The 19,177-nt window shown below is 33.0% G+C and carries 21 protein-coding genes; 20 read left to right on the forward strand and 1 reads right to left on the reverse strand.

Annotation, left to right across the window (positions count from 1 at the left end; genetic code table 11):
* The first annotated feature begins 44 nt into the window (after nucleotides 1–44).
* The 20 genes from Q0X14_RS02335 (at nucleotide 45) to Q0X14_RS02430 (ending at nucleotide 18,915) form a co-directional block, all read left to right on the forward strand.
* On the forward strand, nucleotides 45–476 hold the full coding sequence (locus Q0X14_RS02335) for an HNH endonuclease (protein ID WP_297841909.1): 432 nt from the start codon (nucleotides 45–47) through the stop codon (nucleotides 474–476).
* A gap of 59 nt (nucleotides 477–535) precedes the next feature.
* A complete protein-coding gene (gene trpS / locus Q0X14_RS02340; RefSeq protein WP_297841912.1) occupies nucleotides 536–1,516 on the forward strand; it encodes a tryptophan--tRNA ligase in 981 nt (326 codons plus the stop codon).
* Entirely contained in the window at nucleotides 1,516–2,244 is a 729-nt protein-coding gene (locus tag Q0X14_RS02345) for a segregation/condensation protein A (RefSeq protein WP_297841913.1), read from the forward strand. Before trpS ends, Q0X14_RS02345 begins: the two co-directional genes overlap by 1 nt.
* On the forward strand, nucleotides 2,228–2,878 hold the full coding sequence (gene scpB, locus Q0X14_RS02350) for an SMC-Scp complex subunit ScpB (protein WP_297841916.1): 651 nt from the start codon (nucleotides 2,228–2,230) through the stop codon (nucleotides 2,876–2,878). The genes Q0X14_RS02345 and scpB overlap by 17 nt, the downstream gene beginning before the upstream one ends.
* On the forward strand, nucleotides 2,865–3,566 hold the full coding sequence (locus tag Q0X14_RS02355; RefSeq protein ID WP_297841919.1) for a pseudouridine synthase: 702 nt from the start codon (nucleotides 2,865–2,867) through the stop codon (nucleotides 3,564–3,566). Before scpB ends, Q0X14_RS02355 begins: the two co-directional genes overlap by 14 nt.
* Before the next feature lie 55 nt (nucleotides 3,567–3,621).
* On the forward strand, nucleotides 3,622–5,076 hold the full coding sequence (gene dacB / locus Q0X14_RS02360) for a D-alanyl-D-alanine carboxypeptidase/D-alanyl-D-alanine-endopeptidase (RefSeq protein ID WP_297841922.1): 1,455 nt from the start codon (nucleotides 3,622–3,624) through the stop codon (nucleotides 5,074–5,076).
* A 2-nt stretch (nucleotides 5,077–5,078) separates the two neighbouring features.
* Entirely contained in the window at nucleotides 5,079–6,587 is a 1,509-nt protein-coding gene (gene lysS, locus Q0X14_RS02365; protein ID WP_297841925.1) for a lysine--tRNA ligase, read from the forward strand.
* Between the two features lie 70 nt (nucleotides 6,588–6,657).
* Complete coding sequence (locus Q0X14_RS02370) at nucleotides 6,658–8,274, forward strand: S41 family peptidase (protein ID WP_297841927.1); 1,617 nt, start codon at nucleotides 6,658–6,660, stop codon at nucleotides 8,272–8,274.
* Nucleotides 8,271–9,083 (forward strand): DUF3108 domain-containing protein, encoded by an 813-nt coding sequence (locus Q0X14_RS02375; RefSeq protein WP_297841928.1) that lies wholly within the window; start codon nucleotides 8,271–8,273, stop codon nucleotides 9,081–9,083. Before Q0X14_RS02370 ends, Q0X14_RS02375 begins: the two co-directional genes overlap by 4 nt.
* On the forward strand, nucleotides 9,041–9,628 hold the full coding sequence (locus Q0X14_RS02380; RefSeq protein ID WP_297841931.1) for a gamma carbonic anhydrase family protein: 588 nt from the start codon (nucleotides 9,041–9,043) through the stop codon (nucleotides 9,626–9,628). Before Q0X14_RS02375 ends, Q0X14_RS02380 begins: the two co-directional genes overlap by 43 nt.
* Complete coding sequence (gene ybeY, locus Q0X14_RS02385; protein ID WP_297841934.1) at nucleotides 9,628–10,056, forward strand: rRNA maturation RNase YbeY; 429 nt, start codon at nucleotides 9,628–9,630, stop codon at nucleotides 10,054–10,056. Before Q0X14_RS02380 ends, ybeY begins: the two co-directional genes overlap by 1 nt.
* 46 nt (nucleotides 10,057–10,102) lie before the next feature.
* Nucleotides 10,103–10,984 carry a tyrosine-type recombinase/integrase gene (locus Q0X14_RS02390; RefSeq protein WP_297841937.1) on the forward strand — a complete coding sequence of 294 codons (882 nt, stop codon included), beginning with the start codon at nucleotides 10,103–10,105 and terminating at the stop codon, nucleotides 10,982–10,984.
* 18 nt (nucleotides 10,985–11,002) lie between these two features.
* The gene (gene raiA / locus Q0X14_RS02395; protein ID WP_297841940.1) at nucleotides 11,003–11,305 is read left to right on the forward strand and encodes a ribosome-associated translation inhibitor RaiA; all 303 of its coding nucleotides are present in this window, start codon (nucleotides 11,003–11,005) and stop codon (nucleotides 11,303–11,305) included.
* Entirely contained in the window at nucleotides 11,302–12,315 is a 1,014-nt protein-coding gene (gene hprK, locus Q0X14_RS02400; RefSeq protein WP_297841943.1) for an HPr(Ser) kinase/phosphatase, read from the forward strand. Before raiA ends, hprK begins: the two co-directional genes overlap by 4 nt.
* 60 nt (nucleotides 12,316–12,375) lie before the next feature.
* Nucleotides 12,376–13,314 (forward strand): M23 family metallopeptidase, encoded by a 939-nt coding sequence (locus Q0X14_RS02405; RefSeq protein WP_297841946.1) that lies wholly within the window; start codon nucleotides 12,376–12,378, stop codon nucleotides 13,312–13,314.
* A 2-nt stretch (nucleotides 13,315–13,316) separates the two neighbouring features.
* Nucleotides 13,317–13,538 carry a DUF2795 domain-containing protein gene (locus Q0X14_RS02410; RefSeq protein ID WP_014560431.1) on the forward strand — a complete coding sequence of 74 codons (222 nt, stop codon included), beginning with the start codon at nucleotides 13,317–13,319 and terminating at the stop codon, nucleotides 13,536–13,538.
* 30 nt (nucleotides 13,539–13,568) lie between these two features.
* Entirely contained in the window at nucleotides 13,569–14,690 is a 1,122-nt protein-coding gene (locus tag Q0X14_RS02415) for an AAA family ATPase (protein ID WP_297841948.1), read from the forward strand.
* 66 nt (nucleotides 14,691–14,756) lie between these two features.
* A complete protein-coding gene (locus Q0X14_RS02420; RefSeq protein WP_297841951.1) occupies nucleotides 14,757–15,935 on the forward strand; it encodes a thiolase family protein in 1,179 nt (392 codons plus the stop codon).
* 16 nt (nucleotides 15,936–15,951) lie between these two features.
* A complete protein-coding gene (locus Q0X14_RS02425; RefSeq protein ID WP_297841954.1) occupies nucleotides 15,952–16,800 on the forward strand; it encodes a 3-hydroxybutyryl-CoA dehydrogenase in 849 nt (282 codons plus the stop codon).
* Between the two features lie 18 nt (nucleotides 16,801–16,818).
* Nucleotides 16,819–18,915 (forward strand): chloride channel protein, encoded by a 2,097-nt coding sequence (locus Q0X14_RS02430; RefSeq protein WP_297841957.1) that lies wholly within the window; start codon nucleotides 16,819–16,821, stop codon nucleotides 18,913–18,915.
* A 45-nt stretch (nucleotides 18,916–18,960) separates the two neighbouring features.
* On the opposite strand, the gene Q0X14_RS02435 is transcribed toward Q0X14_RS02430, so the two are convergent.
* On the reverse strand, nucleotides 18,961–19,167 hold the full coding sequence (locus Q0X14_RS02435; protein ID WP_297841959.1) for a hypothetical protein: 207 nt from the start codon (nucleotides 19,165–19,167) through the stop codon (nucleotides 18,961–18,963).
* Nucleotides 19,168–19,177: the final 10 nt, after the last annotated feature.

A 19,177-nucleotide genomic window follows, 5' to 3' on the forward strand; every position in this document is an offset into this window, starting at 1 on the left:
AAAGTTACGAACCTCTTACAATCTGCAACATTAAAAAAGCTATTATGCTCATTTACCTGGGCAAAGCAGAACCTGTCATCATTGATGAAAAAAAAGCTCTACATTCTGTTAGTAAAACCTATCCCTGGCCAAGCATAATCAGAATTAGTCGTTTCATAAAAGTTCCTTATAAAAAGGTAATTCTCACCAGAAAAAATATTTTAAGGCGCGACGGTTATAAGTGTGCTTACTGCGGAAGATCGGATATTCCTTTAACAGTTGATCATATCATTCCAAAAGCCCGGGGTGGTGATGACTCCTGGGAAAATATGATTTGTGCTTGTACAAGATGTAACAACGTTAAAGGAGACAGAACTCCTGATGAAGCTAATATGAAACTACTATTCAAGCCATTCAAACCAAGTCATATTATGTTCATAAAGAATGTAGTTGGTAGATTGGACGAAAGATGGAAACCCTATCTTTATCTGTCTTAAATCATTATTATTAAGCACATTATTATTATTTTCCACCCATAAAAAAATCTTTTCTTGCTATGGCTGATAAAAGAATCTTAAGCGGAATGCGTCCGACTGGTAAACTTCATATTGGACACTATGTTGGAGCATTGGAAAATTGGGTAAAACTTCAACACGAATATCAGAGTTATTATCTGATTGCTGATTATCATGTACTCACAACCAATCTTGATACTTCTGATATTTATGATAATTCTATTCAGATGTTGATTGATTGGCTTGCTGCAGGACTTGATCCTGTTAAGAGTCCGATGTTCAGACAATCACAGATAAAACAACATACAGAGTTACATCTGATATTCAGTATGTTAATCACTGTTAATCGTCTTGAAAGAAATCCAACTTTGAAAGATCAGATAAGAGATTTGAATATTGAAAATGTTATTTACGGTCACCTTGGATATCCTGTTTTGCAAACCGCAGACATTCTTTTATATAAAGGAAATTTTGTCCCGGTCGGAGAAGATCAGGTTCCGCACATCGAAATTTCAAGAGAGATTGCACGAAGATTTAACAATCAATACGGAGAAGTTTTCCCTGAGCCAGAACCATTACTAACAAAGTTCGCCAGACTTCAGGGACTTGATGGAAATGCTAAGATGAGTAAGTCACTTGGCAATACAATACTTCTTTCTGACGATCCGGATACTATCAAAAATAAATTACGTAAAGCGGTTACTGATCCAAATAAAATAAGAAAAGGTGATCCCGGAAATCCTGACATCTGTCTCGTATTTTCTTATCACAAAAAATTTAATCCTGATGAAGTTGCAGAGATTGATAAAAACTGCAGAAGCGGCGCTTTAGGTTGCGTTGATTGTAAAATGAATTGTGCTTCTAAAATTGCATCATTCTTTGAACCTGTAAGAGAAAAAAGAAAATATTACGAAGAAAGAATGAATGAGGTATTAGATATTCTGCACGATGGCGAAAACAGAGCCAGAGCTTTTGCTGAACAGACAATGAGTGAAGTTCACGAAAAAATGAAATTAGGATAATGTATAAAATTAGGTTAGAACATTTCGAAGGACCTCTTGATTTACTTCTCTTTTTCATTAAGAGAGATGAATTGAATATTTATGACATTCCTATTTCAAAAATCACAAAGGAATTTCTTGAATATGTGAACTATATCCGAATGCTTGATCTTGAAACTGCTGGCGAGTTTATTTTAATGGCTTCTACTTTAATGCACATTAAAGTGAGAATGCTTTTACCTCGTGAGGTTGATGAGAAGGGTGAAGAAATTGATCCTCGTGCTGATTTGGTTCGTGCATTACTTGAATATAAAAGATATAAAGAAGTTTCTGAGGAGTTATCTTTTCTGGAATCAAATCAGAGAAAATTAAGCTTCAGAGGAAATTTTTCTGCGGATCCAATCGAAACACCAAACGAATACGGAATTTTATTAAAGAATATTACAGTATATGATATTGCAAAAGCATTCCGTAAAGTAATTGAGGGAATTAAACCTGAACCGGTTCATCAAATAAGAAAAATAAATATCACAATTGAAGAACAAATGAATTATATCCTTGGTAAGATAAATGAATATACAAATCTTCATTTTCTTACTCTTGTTCACGGAATGAAAGAAAAGATTAGAGTCGTTATCACATTTATAGCAATTCTTGAATTAGTTAAGATGCAAAGAATCGGATTGAAAGAATCTTCTAACTTTAATGATTTTGTAATTTACAAGATTGACAATGGAAAACATATATAAAAACATCATTGAAGCTCTGATATTTTCATCAGACGAACCTTTAACCAATTCGGAAATCATCAAAGCAATAAAAGGAATCGATGGTGAAGATGCTGAGATAACTGCAGAAGATATTAATTCAGCGATAGATTTGCTGAATCAGGAATATGAAGCAACTTCAAGAGCAGTTAAGATTGTGAAGATTGCTGGCGGATATCTTTTTGCTACGCGGGAAGAATTTGCAAAGTATATCGGTTATTTGTCTTCAGAAAAAACAAAGAGAAGATTAAGTCAGGCAGCACTTGAGACATTAGCTATTATTGCATATAAACAGCCAATAACAAAACCCGAGCTTGAATCAATTCGTGGAGTAAATTCAGATTACATACTTGCAACTTTACTGGATAAAAAATTAATCACAATCTCAGGAAGAGCGGAAACTATTGGTCGACCGCTGCTTTATACTACAACAGATGAATTTCTTAAATACTTCGGTTTGAATAGTCTGAGTGATTTGCCGAAGCCAAGAGAAATTGAAGAAATTATGCAGGATGAAGACTTTATCGAACAGAAAAACAAGATAATGATGAATGCAGTTGAAGAAACACTTGAAAAGGAAATGGAGAACGAAGAGAATTCTGATGAGACTGAATAAGTTTATTTCTGAAAGTGGAGTTACATCAAGAAGAAAAGCAGAAGAACTAATTCTTCAAGGTCGTGTAACAGTTAATAATAAAACCATCACAACTTTAGCTTTCAATGTTGATCCCGAAAAAGATATTGTTGCTCTTGATGGTGAGAGAATAAGACAAAAGAAAAAACTATACTTTCTGCTGAATAAACCTTCGGGTTATATTTCAACTACTGACGATGAAAGAGGAAGAAGAACGGTTCTCGATTTAATTCCTGTTCGCGAAAAATTATTTCCTGTTGGTAGACTCGACGCTGATACAACAGGAGTTCTGTTACTTACTAATGATGGTGATTTTGCTAATCAGCTTCTTCATCCCAGAAATAAAATAATTAGAGTTTATGAAGCCAAATTAGATAAAGAACTTGAAGAGAAAGATGCAGAGCGTTTGATTAAAGGAATTTTACTCGATAAAAGAAAAAGTAAATTTGAAAAAGTTTATTTTGATAAACCTAAAGACAGAACAAGAGTTACTGTAGAATGCGTTGAAGGAAGAAATCATTTTGTGAAACGAATGTTTGCTTTACTTGGTTATGAGGTTAAAAAGCTGAACAGAAAAAGTTTTGCCGGAATTGAGGCAAACATTCCTGTCGGTTCATACAGAGAATTAACGATTGCTGAAATTAAAAAATTATATCAACATAATGTTTAAATATTTTTCTATTGTCTGTTGTCTGCTCATCTCCGAGTTATTTGCGCAGGATACTTTGAAGTATTCAATCAAAGACACAACCGAAGAGTATGAATATCTTACCGTTCCCGAACTGCAGGAAAAGATAACTTATTTATTGGACGATACAAATTTTTATACTGCAAACTGGGGAGTTGTAATTCGTTCATTAAAAACAGGTGAATATCTTTATCAGAAAGATGGAGATAAATTATTTACACCTGCATCTAATCTTAAACTGTTTACAACTGCTGCGGGTTTATCGCTTCTTGGCAGTGGTTACAGATATACAACTAATCTTTATGCTGACGGCGAAATAAATTATTCAACTCTCGAAGGGAATCTGATTGTTCAGGGAACAGGTGATCCAACTATCTCAGGCAGATTTTATGGTGGAAATATCTATAAAGTTTTTGACGATTGGGCTGATTCACTCCTTGCATTAGGAATAACCAAAATTAAAGGTAATATTATTGGTGATGATGATTTGTTTGATGAAAAAGGTCTGGGTGAAGGTTGGTCGTGGGATTACGAAACATATTGGTATGCTGCACAATCAAGTGCTATTTCATTTAATGACAATTGTGTTGATATAACAATTTTTTATGATAAAAAACTTGACAGTGTAATTGTAAAGTATTCACCAATTGTAAAAGGCATAGTTGTAATAAATGATGTCGTTCCTGTTTCGCCAGGAACCGGAAGTACAGATATAGATATCTATCGCGAAAGAGGGACAAACATTATCAAGGTTTCAGGAACTTTCAGTCTAGGCAGTGATACACTTAAGACTTATGCAACTGTTTTAAATCCAACATTATTTGCAATGATGGTTTTCAAAGACAGATTAGAAAAAAAAGGAATTAAAGTTTTAGGTTATGCAATTGACATTGATGATTATGAAAAGCACATCGAATACTCAAAAGCACAATATCTTTTTTCATATTACTCACCTTATCTTTTCGAAATAGTTAAGGTTATAAACAAAGGTTCACAAAACTTTTTTGCTGAACAATTACTTAAAACCATCGGACTTGAGAAGAAAGGATTTGGTTCAGTAGAAAATGGAATTCTTGCCTGCAAAGAATGGTTTGCTGAAATAGGATTAAATCCTGATCATATTCTGATGGCAGATGGAAGTGGACTTTCTCACTTAAATCGTGTTACACCCAGGCAAATAGTTTTGTTGCTTCGATATATGTATGCTTCAAAAAACTTCGGAGCGTTTTTCAGTTCATTGCCAATTGCCGGAGTTGATGGCACTCTTGCAAGGAGAATGAAAAACACAAGAGCAGAAAGTTCAGTGCATGCAAAAACAGGTTTTATAGGTTTTACCAGAAGTTTATCAGGTTACGCATTCACTGCTGAAGGAGAGCCATTAGCATTTAGTTTAATTGTAAATAATTTTAATGTTCCTGTTAAACTTGCAGAGAACATTCAGGATTCAATTTGTGTTTTATTGTCAAACTTTAAAAGAAAACATTCGGAGTAAAAATGGAGAATAATATTCAACAAGAATATAACGATTTAGTTAAAAGAAGATTTGAAGAATTAGATGAACTAAAGAAAATGGGCATCGAACCTTATGCTTATGAGTTTGATGTGGACTCAGATTCGGAAGACATAAAAAATAATTTTAAGGAAGATGAACATCGTCAGGTTAAGATTGCCGGAAGAATAATGGCGATAAGAAGAATGGGAAAAGCTTCATTTGCACATATTCAGGATCATAAAGGTCGCATTCAGATTTATTTGAAAAAGGATGAACTTGGCGAAATGTATGATGCATTCAAGTTAATGGATATTGGTGATATAATCGGAGTGGAAGGATTTGTATTCAAAACGAAAACCGGTGAGATTTCTGTACATACACAAAAACTGGTTCTTCTTGCAAAAGGACTTCGTCCAATTCCCATTGCAAAAGAAGTGATTGATGAAAATGGAAATAAAATTATTTACGACCAGTTTGCAGATAAAGAACTTCGTTACAGACAGCGTTATGTTGATTTGGTGGTAAATCCTGATGTTAAAGATGTATTTATAAAAAGAAGTAAAATCATCTCTACCATAAGAGAGTTTCTTGACTTAAAAGGATTACTTGAAGTTGAAACTCCAATTCTTCAACCATTATATGGCGGAGCTGCTGCACGTCCTTTCATTACTCATCATAATGCGCTTGATATTGATTTGTATCTCCGCATAGCCGATGAATTGTATTTGAAAAGATTGATTGTAGGTGGATTTAATGGTGTTTATGAAATTTCCAAAGACTTCAGGAATGAAGGAATGGATCGTTCTCATAATCCCGAATTTACGATGCTCGAATTATATGTTCCATATAAAGATTATAACTGGATGATGAATTTTGTTGAAGAGCTTTTTGAATATGTCTGCACAAAAGTATTCGGTACACTAAAATTTACTTATGAAAATCAGGAAATTGATTTTACCCGTCCTTGGAAGAGAATTTCTATGATTGAAGCAATTGAAGAAAAAACCGGAGTTAATGTAATTAAATCTGATATCGACACATTAAAATCAGTTGCAAAAAAATTGTCAATAGATCTTGTCGGACTTAACAGTAAAGCAAAACTTATTGATGAGATTTTCAGTGCAACAGTTGAAGGTGAACTTATTCAACCAACTTTTGTTTTGGATTATCCTGTTGAGCTTTCTCCATTAGCTAAAAAACATCGCTCCAAAGAAGGAGTTGTAGAAAGATTCGAAGCTTATGTAGTTGGAAAAGAAATTTGTAATGCCTTCTCTGAGCTTAACGATCCACTTGATCAAAGAGCAAGATTTGAAGAGCAGGTTAAGATGCGTGAAGCAGGAGATGATGAAGCACATCAGATTGATGAAGACTTTTTACGAGCATTAGAATATGGAATGCCGCCAACAGCAGGATTAGGAATCGGAATTGACAGGTTGGTGATGATTCTTACAAACCAACCATCGATACGAGATGTAATTTTCTTCCCGCAGATGAAACCTGAAGTCAAATAGGGAATAAAATAGTAGTTTTAATCAAACAAGGATTTTTACATTTTAATACGAAAGCTTTATTGGAGATAATATGTTTTCTAACTGGACTAAATTTCCATTTCTCTTTTTAGTTCTTACAATTGGTGCTTTAATCGGAATTCAACTTGAAAAAGTTTTTTCAGGTGATAATCTTCGGGAAAGTATCAGAAAATTTAATGATGTACTTACTTACACAGAAAAATATTACATAGAAGAGGTTGATACTCAGAAATTGGTTGAAGCAGCTTTGAACGGAATGTTTAATCAACTTGATCCTCATTCCGTTTACATTCCGGCAAAGGAATTTACTGCGGTCGAAGAATCATTCAGAGGCGATTTTGAAGGAATTGGAATCGAATTTCAAATTGTTAACGACACGCTTACTGTTGTTTCACCGATTACCGGTGGACCAAGTGAACAACTTGGAATTTTGTCTGGTGACAGAATAGTGAAGATTGATGGTAATTCAGTAATCGGAATTACTAATGATGAAGTGCGTCAGAAATTAAGAGGCAAAGCTGGAACAAAAGTAAATGTTACGATTGCAAGACCTGGGGTTTCGAAGCTACTTGAATACACAATCGTAAGAGACAAGATTCCGATTTATTCAGTGGACACTCATTTTATGATTGATGATAAAACCGGCTATGTGAGCGTTTCAAGATTTTCCGAAACCACATTCGATGAATTATATAGTGCATTGAAAGATCTCGATTCAAAAGGAATGAAGCAATTACTCCTGGACCTACGCGGAAATCCTGGTGGCTATTTAAATCAGGCAGTTCAAATTGCAGATTTATTCATTGATGGAAAGAAAAAAATAGTTTACACTTCAGGAAGAAGAAGTGAGTTCAATGAAGAATATTATGCTTCAGAAACTTACCCTTATGAAAAAATTCCATTAGTTGTTTTAATAAATCGTGGAAGTGCATCAGCTAGTGAAATCGTTTCAGGTGCAGTTCAGGATTGGGATAGAGGATTGGTAGTAGGTGAAACTTCTTTTGGTAAAGGTCTTGTGCAAAGACAATTTCAATTATTCGACAACTCAGCAATCAGACTAACTATATCCGAATATTTTACTCCTTCGGGAAGATTAATTCAGAGAGATTACAAAAACAAAAAGGATAAAAAAGATTATTACTCAGAAATTTCCGACAGAGAAGAATCCGAAGGTGAAAATCTTGAACATACTGCTGAAAAGGATTCCTCAAAACCAACTTATAAAACTTTGGTTAAGAAAAGAACTGTTTTTGGCGGTGGTGGAATAACACCTGACTACATAGTTAAATCTGAAACATTAACAGAGTATACTCAGAATCTGTTGAAAGAAAATTTGTTTTATTCTTTCGTGCTGAGTTACCTGGATATCAATACAAAGAATATTAAAAACAGATTTGGGGACAATCTCAATAAATTCAGAAAAGAATTTTCAATATCTGATGATATGATTAATTCTTTTGTCAACTATGCTAAATCTAAGAAAGTAGAATTTGTGCAATCTGATTTTGAAAAAGATAAAGATTACATTGCTGCAAGATTGAAAGCTCAGATCGCAAGAAACTTCTGGAAAAATGATGGTTGGTATTCAGTTTTATTGGAAGGTGATTCACAATTCAATAAAGCTCTGAAACTATTTAACGAAGCAAAAGATCTGGCAAATCTTAAGTGAAAAAAATTATTTTAATTCTTTTCTTATCTTTCATTTTCGTTTTAAGTATTCATACTCAAACGGATAAAAGTTTTTATCAATCCGATTTACCTTTCAGAAAAATTGATGTGGGTGAAGAAATCACTTATGTGGTCAAATATCTTTTCATCTCAATCGGAGAGATTAAGTTAAAGGTTACTCATAGAGAAATAACAAACAACGACACGGTATATTCTGCAATTGCTTACATAGATTCTTATGAAGGATTACCTTTTGTAAATCTTCATCAGATTTATGAAACAAAATTTAATTCAAGACAAATCCCATTTTTTTTCAGAGGAACAATAATAGACAAAGACACAACCTTCACTGAGTACTCATTTAATTACAAGAACAAAAAGATTCATATTCTTAAAGGCAGCCGATCAAAAAATGAAATATGGACTGATTCAACAGCAGCGCTCGATCGTGAATATCTTGATGGACTTTCGCTTTTTTACTACGCAAGAATGCGTACCGGAAGAAAAGCTTCTTACAACACGCCAGTGTTTATAAATGAAAAGGGAGAAAAAACAGTAATAAGATGTTATGATAAACCAGAACCAATCGAAATTGACGCTGTTGACTACAAAATAAATTGTGTTTATCTTGATGGTGAAACAGAATTCAAAGGTATATTTGGTTTAACAGGATATTTTGAAGGTTGGTTTTCAAATGATGAGCACGCTGTTCCAATCTATGCTAAAATGTCTGTTATAATCGGTAACATTACAGTTGAGTTGAAGGAATGGAAAAAGAAAAATTGGACACCTCCGCAATTTCGCAATTAAGTTTTCAGGATAAATTATTTCCATATCTGGATTTATTTCCCAAAATTCATCCATCAGTATTTCTTGCTGAAGGAGTGAAAATAATTGGTGATGTTGAGATTGGAGAAGATTCAAGCGTTTGGTACAATACAGTCATCAGAGGTGATGTTCACTATGTTAAAATAGGTAAAATGACGAACATTCAGGATTGCTCAATGCTTCATGTTACAAATGGAAAATATCCACTGAATATAGGCAATAAAGTAACTGTCGGACACGCTGTTAAATTACATGGTTGCACACTTCAGGATTTATGTTTGATCGGAATTGGTGCAATTATTTTGGATGGTGCTGTGGTTGAAGAGAAATCAATGGTTGCTGCTGGTTCCGTAGTTAGACCAAATTTTATTGTGCCCTCAGGAAAATTAGTAGCTGGCGTACCTGCAAAAGTTGTTCGTGATTTAACACAGCAGGAACTTGATGAATTTGAAAAATCAGCTCAGAGGTATAAAAAGTACACAGAACTTACAGTAAAATCTTTGATTCATTTTTCTGAGAATAAATAATGAGAAATCTCAGAATCTATTCCATTGATAAAAAAATACCTAAGAAAAAATTACATTATTTTGTGAAATTAATTCTGGAAGATCTTAAACTTTCACTTTCTTCACTTGAATTAAATTTTATCAAATCAGATAAAATAAGAGAGATTAACAAACAATATCTTTCTCACGATTATTCAACAGATATTATCACATTTAATTACTCTAATAATAAAAATCGAATTGACGGAGAAATTTTTATTTCAGTTGATGATGCAACAGAAAATGCTGCAAAGTATAAAGTAAGTTATCTAGAAGAAATTGGCAGATTAATTGTTCATGGAGTTTTGCATTTAATTGGTTTTGATGACCTGACTCCTGGTGAAAGAAAAAAAATGAAAAATCAGGAGAATCGTTTGATTAAAAAGTATAAATTTATTTTATTAAGGTAGAGGAAAGAAAAATTTTTCCTTTCCATAAGTTTTTAATGAGGTTTGAATGGCTGTTACAATAAGCCAGGTGATTGAGCAATTCCTTTCGCAACTTTCAAATATCAGAAGATACTCAGATAATACCATTAAGGCATATCGTATTGATTTATCTGAATTTGGTATATTTTGTTCTGATAACTCTAAATTTAATATCGATGAGATTACCGAAAAGTTTCTTAAAAAATATTTAGTCAACCTAACAGAAAGAGAGCTTGATAAAACCAGTATATCCAGAAAACTTTCTGCAATTCGTAGTCTATTCAGATATGCATTCAGGAACGAATTGATTGAATCTAATCCTGCATCTTCTTTGCTTAGCCCTAAAACAAGAAGAAAGTTACCTTCTGTTGTTGATGTAAATTCTTTAGAATATTTAATTGAGGATAACAAGAACAATACTGATTTGCTTCAGAAGATAATTCTTGAATTGCTTTATGGATGTGCATTGCGTGTAAGTGAATTGTGTAATCTAAAATATAAAGATGTAGATTTTGAAAGCAGCATGATTAGAATTTTAGGCAAAGGAAATAAAATGCGAATTGTTCCTTTGGGTTCTAAATCATTACAACTTCTGAATTCTTATTTGAATGAATTTCCTGTTTCAAGTCACAATGATTTTTTGATAAGAACTAAAAGCAATCAAAAGATTTATCCAAGAATGGTTTATAGAATTGTTAATCGGAACTTATCCAAAGTAACTGATGTCAAAAATAAGAGTCCACACACACTAAGGCACAGTGCGGCAACTCATATGCTTGATAATGGTGCAGATTTAAGAGTTGTTAAAGAAATACTTGGACACGAAAATTTATCAACTACACAAATTTACACTCATGTTAGTATCGAAAGACTAAAAGCGACTTATAAAAAGTCGCATCCAAAATCATAAAAATAATCGGAGGATAATATGAACATCCAAATTACCGCCCGAAAGTTCAAAGCTCACGAAACCTTAAAAGAGTTCATTAAAGATGAGCTTACTTCATTAAAACGATTTAATGATGATATTATAAGTGCGGATGTTAAATTAAGTTTTCAGAACACACAGAACAGTATTAAAATTGCTGAGGTTTTATTGAGTATTCCTGGGCAGATGTTGACTGCAAAAGAAGAATCCGATGATTTCAAAAAATCTGTAGCTGGTGCAGTTGAAAAATTGCGCAATCAATTATCAACCATAAAATCAAAAAGAACATCTAAAACAAGATGATTAGAATTGACGAAAAAAATATTATTCGTAAAGATTTTATAACGGTAAATTTTCTTTATGAAAATGCAAAAAAGATTTGCAAATTAAATCTCGTAACAAAAGAACATAATCTTGATAACAAAATAATTGATCAGAATCTTCACAGACCCGGCCTGGCATTAGCCGGGTTTGTTGATTTATTTTCTTACACAAGGGTTCAGGTTTATGGTAATACTGAGTTAAGATATCTTGAAAAATTAAACGGTGAAGAAAGGAGAAAATCTCTCAGACGGGTTTTTGAATTCAACATACCTTGTGTAGTTATAACTGATGGTAATAAACCTGATGAAATTTTTTTGGATGAAGCTTCAAAATTCAAAGTACCAATTTTTACTACTGAATATTCAACTACAAAACTGGTTTACCTTTTAAGTGATTTCCTTGATGATCAGTTTGCGCCGCGATTAACTGTCCACGGTTCTTTCGTCGATGTTTATGGTGTGGGAATTATGTTTATGGGAAAATCTGGAATAGGGAAGAGTGAAGTTACTTTGGATTTAATCGAAAGAGGCCATCGGCTTGTTGCAGATGATGTAATTGTCCTTACCAAAAAAGGTGAAGGCATTTTAATGGGCACAGGAACTGAACTTGGAAAACATTTTATGGAAATCAGAGGTTTGGGAATAATTGATGTTGAAAGAATGTTTGGAATCCGTGCTATTCGTTATCAGAAGAGATTGGAAATTCTCGTGGAACTTGAAATTTGGGATGACAATTCTGATTATACCCGTACTGGTTTGGATGGAAGAACTCTCTCGATAATGGATGTAGAAATTCCTTATGTTAAATTACCTATACTTCCCGGAAAAAATATTACCGTAATTTCAGAGGTAATTGCACTTAACTATCTGTTGAAACATTATGGTTATGATTCAGCCCATATCTTTCAGGAAAGATTGGCTGAGAAGTTAAGATCAAAAAATGATTCTGAAAATCGTGGAGTAAACTATTTTGAACACGATTTTGAGTAGAATTTTTCCTCGCCTTAAATATTGACAAATCACTCTCATTTATATATGTTGCAGCACCTTATGAAAAAATTTTTTTACTACTCAAATAAGAACTTAAAATTCGTTGAAATAAAGAACTTCAAAGCTAAAACTATCACTTTTGTTATAGTTTCATCAATTATTCTAAGTTCTTTACTTTTCGGAACTTATTACCTTGTTTTTACAATATTTAACTCAAAAGATAAAGCTCAATTAGAGCAGGAGAACATACTTTTAAAGGAAAAAATAAAGAACCTTAGCGTTCAGTATTCGTCTTTAAAGGACGAATTACAAAATTTAGTCGAATTAAGTTCGAATCTGAGAAAATTAACAAACCTAAAACCTTTAATAACTCAGGAAAATCCTGGTATCGGTGGAAGTATTTTTAGTGACGAAATTTCCTCGATACTTTCAAAAGATGCCGATGTTGCTAGTTCTTTAGCTTTAATTGAAACTCTTACACAAAAATTTGAGTTAGAGAAAAAAGAATATTTGAGAATAACAGAAAAACTTAACGAAAATTCTGCTTTCTATGATGCTTTACCTGCAATCATTCCAACTACAGGTGGTTATTCCATCGAAGGTTTTGGAATGAGAATGCATCCGATACTCAAAGTAATGAAAATGCACGAAGGATTGGATATTCTAACTAATGTGGGTTCACCTGTATTCGCCCCTGGAAATGGTAAAATTGTTTATGTAGGTCCCAGAGGTGGTTACGGATTAACTGTTGAAGTTGAGCATGGTTTTGGTTATAAAACCGTTTTCGCCCATCTATCAAAAGCTTTAGTAAAAGAAGGGCAAACTGTTAAGAGAGGGGATAGAATTGCTTTAACAGGTAACAGCGGACTTTCTACAGGTCCACATCTTCATTATGAAGTTCATTTAAATGGAATACCTCAGGATCCTATAAACTATTTCTTTGAAGATTTTAACTATTTCGAAGCTAAAAAAATAACAAAAAGAGTGGGAGATAAATAAATATGATCTGGACGGTTGAATTGGCATCATATCTTGATGATGCACCTTGGCCGGCAACAAAAGAAGAACTGATTGAATATGCAGAAAGAATCGGTGCACCATATGAATTAATCGAAAACCTCAAAGAACTCGAAGACTCAGATGAACCATATGAGTCTATTGAAGATATCTGGCCGGATTATCCATCCGACGAAGACTTCTTTTACAACGAAGATGAAAACTAAAAGCGAGGGCGCTGCTAAGCGCCTTTTTTTATGATTAATCCTCTTAATAAAATTATTGGTCAGGAGAAAGTTAAACTGATTCTGGAGAAAATTATTTCTTCAGGTAAAATTTCTCATGCTTTCTTATTCCGTGGACTCGAAGGTGTCGGAAAAGAAGATGTTGCGATTAGATTTGCTCAGGCGATAGTATTTAACTCAAATATTCCCGAAGAAAAAAAACAAAACTATATATCTCAGATAGATAAACTTACCGAACCATTTATTAAATATATTTTTCCATTACCTCGTGGAAAAAATGAGGGTGATGACGATAATCCTTATGAAAAACTGAAGCAGGACGAAATAGAACTCATCCAGGAAGAATTAGCTAAAAAGGCAACTAATCATTTTTATAAAATTCAGATTCCCAAAGCGAACAATATTAAGATAAACAGCATTAGAGATATAAATAGATTTCTTTCACTTTCTTATGATGACTCTATAAAGCGAGTAATTATTATTTCGGATGCACATTTGATGAATGAACCTGCTCAAAATGCACTACTTAAAAATTTAGAAGAACCACCTGCAAATATTATTTTCATTTTATGCACATCTTATCCTGAAAGACTGCGTGAGACAATAATATCAAGATGTTGGAATTTAAACTTTCAACCACTCGATCGGAAAGAAGTTGAAAAAGTTCTTAATGAAAAATTTGAAATTGATGATTCTCTTGCCAGGAAAATTTCTTTACTATCTAATGGTTCTGTTACTCAGGGATTAAAAATTCTTAACTACGGATTGGAGGAGCTTAAAGAAACCGTAATAAAAATATTAAGATATTCATTTGGTAAGAAATTTTATTCAGCATACAAAGAATTTGAAAATATCGGTAAAGACTCAGATACAGAATATTTAGAGATTATTATAAGTTTACTAATACACTGGCTTAATGACTTTAATAAATTCAGAACAAGTTCAGGTGAAATTGTTTTTAGTGATTATAAAGAAACCTTTGAGAAATTTTATTCAAGATATCCGGATATCAATTTATTACCTTTAGCTAATAGATTAGATGAGATATCAACGCGATTAAAGAATAATATTAATCTGAATTTAGCAATCAGTAATATTATTTGTGAAATTTCATCGGTTATTCCAGCCAAATAATTCTCTGTCTTTAAATAATTTATTTTTAATTTTCTGATAAGAATTTTTAACTAAAAGGGAATTATCATGAAAAAAGTAGTAATAGTATCTGCCAAAAGAACTCCAATCGGTTCATTTAATGGTTCTTTATCTTCGTTTACTGCAGGGCAACTTGGCTCCATTGCAATTAAAGCAGTTGTTGAAGATTCTAAAATTGATGTAAATCTTATTGATGAAGTAATAATGGGTAATGTTTTAATGGGAGGTCAGGGACAAGCTCCGGCAAGGCAAGCAGCACTATTCGCAGGTCTTCCAAATAAAGTTGAATGTATGACTATTAACAAGATGTGCGGAAGTGGTCTTAAAGCAGTAATGCTTGCACAACAAGCTATTTTAGCTGGTGATGCTGATATCATCATTGCTGGCGGTCAGGAAAGTATGACAAACACTCCTTACATTCTTCCTAAAGCAAGAAATGGTTACAGACTTGGTCACGGCGAAGTTCAGGATTTAATTGTTCTTGATGGATTATGGGATGTTTATAATCAAATTCATATGGGTAGTTGTGCTGAAGTCTGTGCTAAAGAATTTAAATTCAGCAGAGAAGAATTGGATGAGTTTGCTATCAATTCCTATAAAAGGGCAATCAATGCAACTCAAACTGGTAGATTTAAAGATGAAATAATTCCTGTTAAAGTTGCTGGAAAGAAAGGTGATACTATAGTAGATAAAGACGAAGAGCCTGAAAGAGTGATATTTGAAAAAATTCCTTCTCTTAAGCCAGTTTTTGAGAAGGACGGAGTTGTTACTGCTGCCAATGCATCTTCAATAAATGATGGAGCAGCAGCTTTGTTAGTAATGAGTGAAGATAAAGCAAAGGAACTCGGGTTAAAACCATTGGTAGAAATTGTCGCTCAATCTTCTGCAGCTAAAGCCCCGATAGACTTTACTACCGCTCCGGCTGATGCAATAAATAAAGTCTTAAAGAAAGCAAATATGAGCGTGAATGATATTGATCTTTATGAAATTAATGAAGCTTTTGCAGTTGTTTCTCTTGCAGTAAATAAATTATTAAATCTTAGCGTTGATAAAGTGAATGTTAATGGTGGTGCTGTGGCTCTTGGACATCCGATTGGTGCAAGTGGTGCTAGAATTCTAACGACATTAATTTATGAAATGAAGAAACGAAATGTTGAATACGGATTAGCTTCATTGTGCATAGGTGGTGGTGAAGCGTCAGCTTTAATTGTAAAGAACTATCAATAAGAAAGAGGGAAGTCAAATGGAAATTAAAAAAGTTGCTGTTATTGGCGGAGGAACAATGGGCAATGGCATTGCTCATGTTTTCGCTTTAAAGAATTTTGAAGTCTATCTGACCGAAATGGATGAAGAGAGATTTAATAAAGCATTCTCAACTATTACATCAAATTTAGATCGTCAGGTAAATAAGCAAGTAATTACAGCAGAACAAAAAGAAACTGCTTTAAGAAATATTAAAAAAACAATTGGAGTAGTTTCAATACCTTATGATGTTGATTTAGTAATCGAAGCGATATACGAGGATAAGCAAGCTAAGTTAAATATATTCAAAGAGTTAGAAAATAAAATTAAAAAAGAATCGATATTCGCTTCGAATACATCTTCAATTTCAATAACTGAACTTTCATCGGTTTGCAGAGCAGATAAATTTATTGGAATGCATTTCATGAATCCTGTTCCTGTTATGAAATTAGTTGAGATTATTCGCGGCTACTCAACTTCCGATGAGACATTTCAGACTATTAATAGCTTAGCTATTCAACTTGATAAGACACCGGTTGAGGTATTTGATTATCCTGGTTTTATATCTAACCGAATCTTAATGCCAATGATAAACGAAGCAATTTTCGCTTTAATGGAAGGCGTTGCATCAAAAGAAGCAATTGATACTGTAATGAAGCTGGGAATGAACCATCCAATGGGTCCGCTTACTTTAGCGGATTTCATTGGTTTGGATGTTTGTCTGGCTATTATGGAAGTTTTGTATAATGGATATAACGATCCTAAGTACAGACCTTGTCCTTTACTTAAGAAAATGGTAGCTGCTGGTAAGCTTGGTAGAAAAACTGGTGAAGGTTTTTATAAATATTGATTATTATCTATTATCGTTTTGAAAGAAAAATTAAAAAATTTATTTGACAGGTTTCAGACTAGTCTTTCGACTTATCCTAAATTATTTCGTAGAACTGAATTGACCGATTATGCGGTCTTTAGTTTATTTTCGGTAATAATCGGTATAGCGGCAGGATTTTCAGCTGTAATTTTTCATAATGCAATAGAATTTTTCAATAAAGTTTTTTTTGAACAGACAAAAGAAGGATTGTTCTTTTTAGGGAGTGCTGCAGTTATTTTACTTCCTGCAATTGGAATGTTTATCCAGGCACTAATGATTAAATTTGCTCCTGATGAATCAAAACGCAGAGGTGTTTACGAAGTCGTTAAAGCTGTTGCCACAAAAGGTGGAAATATCAAGTTCAGAACAACTTTATTTCACTTCTTTGCGCCAGTAATTAGTATAGGGTCAGGAGTTACTTTAGGTCCTGAGGGTCCTGCAGCACAACTTGGTGGGGGAGTTGCCAGTAAAATCAGTAGTATAATTTCGTTAAACGACGAGAGAAAACGAATCTTTACTGCTGCGGGAGCTGGTGCTGCAATTGCAGCAATTTTTAATACTCCTTTGGCAGGAGTTTTTTTTACTTTGGAAATAATTCTTCTGAATGATTTTCATACACCAACTTTCTCAGCTTTAATTATCGCCTCGGTTTCCGCCAGCACAATATCCAGAATATTCCTTGGCAATGAATCAATATTTTTATTTAAGATTTTAGAACCAATCAAATACTCACATTTACATTTTTATGCTTTGATTGGAATTCTTGCCGGAATAGTTTCAATTCTTTTTATAAGATTAGACGATTCACTTAAAAATCTTTTCAAAAAAATTTATAAAACTGTGAATTCCAAGATTTTTGTAATGGTAATTGTGGGTTTAATAATTGGAATTTCAGGTTACTTTTATAAAGAAATTTTTGGAATTGGTTATAAAGCAATAAATGAAATTTTATCTAATCAATTATCAGTTCAGGTGGTTTTAATAATATTCCTGCTAAAATTTATCTTAGTTCCATTGGCTACAAACGCTGGTGCATTTGGTGGCTTGTTTGCTCCATCGTTATTCCTCGGAGCAAGTTTTGGATATCTGGTCCATTATTTATTATTGAATTTTGTAGGAGTTAACCTTGATCTTTCCTCGGTAATATTAATAAGTATGGGTGCAATGTTAGGAGGTATTCATACCATTCCTATTACAGCTATTATGATGATTTTTGAAATGACTCAGGATTATTCTTTCATATTGCCATTAATGCTTGCAGTAATTTCAAGCACGCTTCTTGTTCAGATAGCAATTAAAGGCACCGTACATAAAAGAAAGCTTGAGAATGAAGGTTATTCATTTCAACAGAATGATAATTATTCAGTACTTAATGAAATAAAAATTGAAGAAATACCGTTAAAGGAAATTCACCTTGTAAATGAAAATACAAATTTAACAGCAATTGTTTCAAAGTTTCTGGAAATGCCAGAGAATGTTTTATATGTGATAGATCAGAATAAAAAACTTGTCGGCTTTATTCAGGAAAAAGAAATAAGACCAATACTCAATGATTTCGAAATTGTTAAAGATGTTCTTGTCGCAAAAGACATTTCGAATCCAAAAGTAATATGTATCGATTCAAAAAGTAATTTGGATGATGCTCTAAGGTTAATGATGAAGTACAACTTATCCGAGATACCTGTTGTAAATAAGTCAGCTGAAATTGAAGAAATCCTGGGAATTCTGACTCTTCAGGATATTCAATCCATCTTGACAAAGGAAAGTTTTAAAAATCAATTTACCTCAAGTCTTGCAACAGAATTAAAAACATTACAAACACGACAAACGATAAAAGTATCTGATGAATATTCAATTAAAGAGATTAAAGTACCTGATTCTTTAGTTGGTAAAACATTATCTGAAACGAGGATTAGAAATAAATATAACATTGAAGTATTGATGATTAAAAAGAATGAAAGTTCTATTGATGGGATTAATAAACAAAATATAATTACAGCTGAACCAAACTATAAATTTGAATCAGAAGATGAGCTGGTTTTATTTGGCAAAGATGAAAATTTATTGAAATTCGAGAGCGAACTTAAAAGTTAAAATAATTGTCCGATAATATATATTATGTAAACTAAAACAAATCTATTAAAACCGACCAAATTTCATCAAAATAAAAATCAGTATTATGATTAGTATCAGCCAGATAAGAGGGCTTTGAACTTTTCTTCTGGTTGAAAATCTCGCATTTCTAAAACCTAATTTTCTTTTTCGTCGTTCTTCTTCATCCAACTCAGGTTTGTAGAAACGCGGAGTATAATCAAATCTTCGATATTGAGGTCTTTTCATAAACATAGTTTTAATC

Origin of the sequence: Ignavibacterium sp., from assembly GCF_025998815.1 — a bacterium.
GTDB lineage: Bacteria > Bacteroidota > Ignavibacteria > Ignavibacteriales > Ignavibacteriaceae > Ignavibacterium.